Below are 221 nucleotides of genomic sequence, written 5' to 3' on the forward strand. Positions count from 1 at the left end.
CTGTACATGCAATACCAAAATCCAATGTCAGGCTACAGTAAAGCTCCACGGGGTCTTTCTGTCCTGTCGCAGGTAACACGCATCTTCACGTGTACTACAATTTCGCCGAGTCCCTCGTTGAGACAGCGCCCAAGTCGTTACGCCTTTCGTGCGGGTCGGAACTTACCCGACAAGGAATTTCGCTACCTTAGGACCGTTATAGTTACGGCCGCCGTTTACCG

General features: G+C 52.0%; 1 rRNA gene. It reads right to left on the reverse strand.

Features of this window, described 5'->3' with window-relative positions:
* Window positions 1-221 (reverse strand): 23S ribosomal RNA (locus ULO1_RS09125); the annotation flags it as partial.

Origin of the sequence: Carboxydocella sp. ULO1, from assembly GCF_002049255.1 — a bacterium.
GTDB lineage: Bacteria > Bacillota.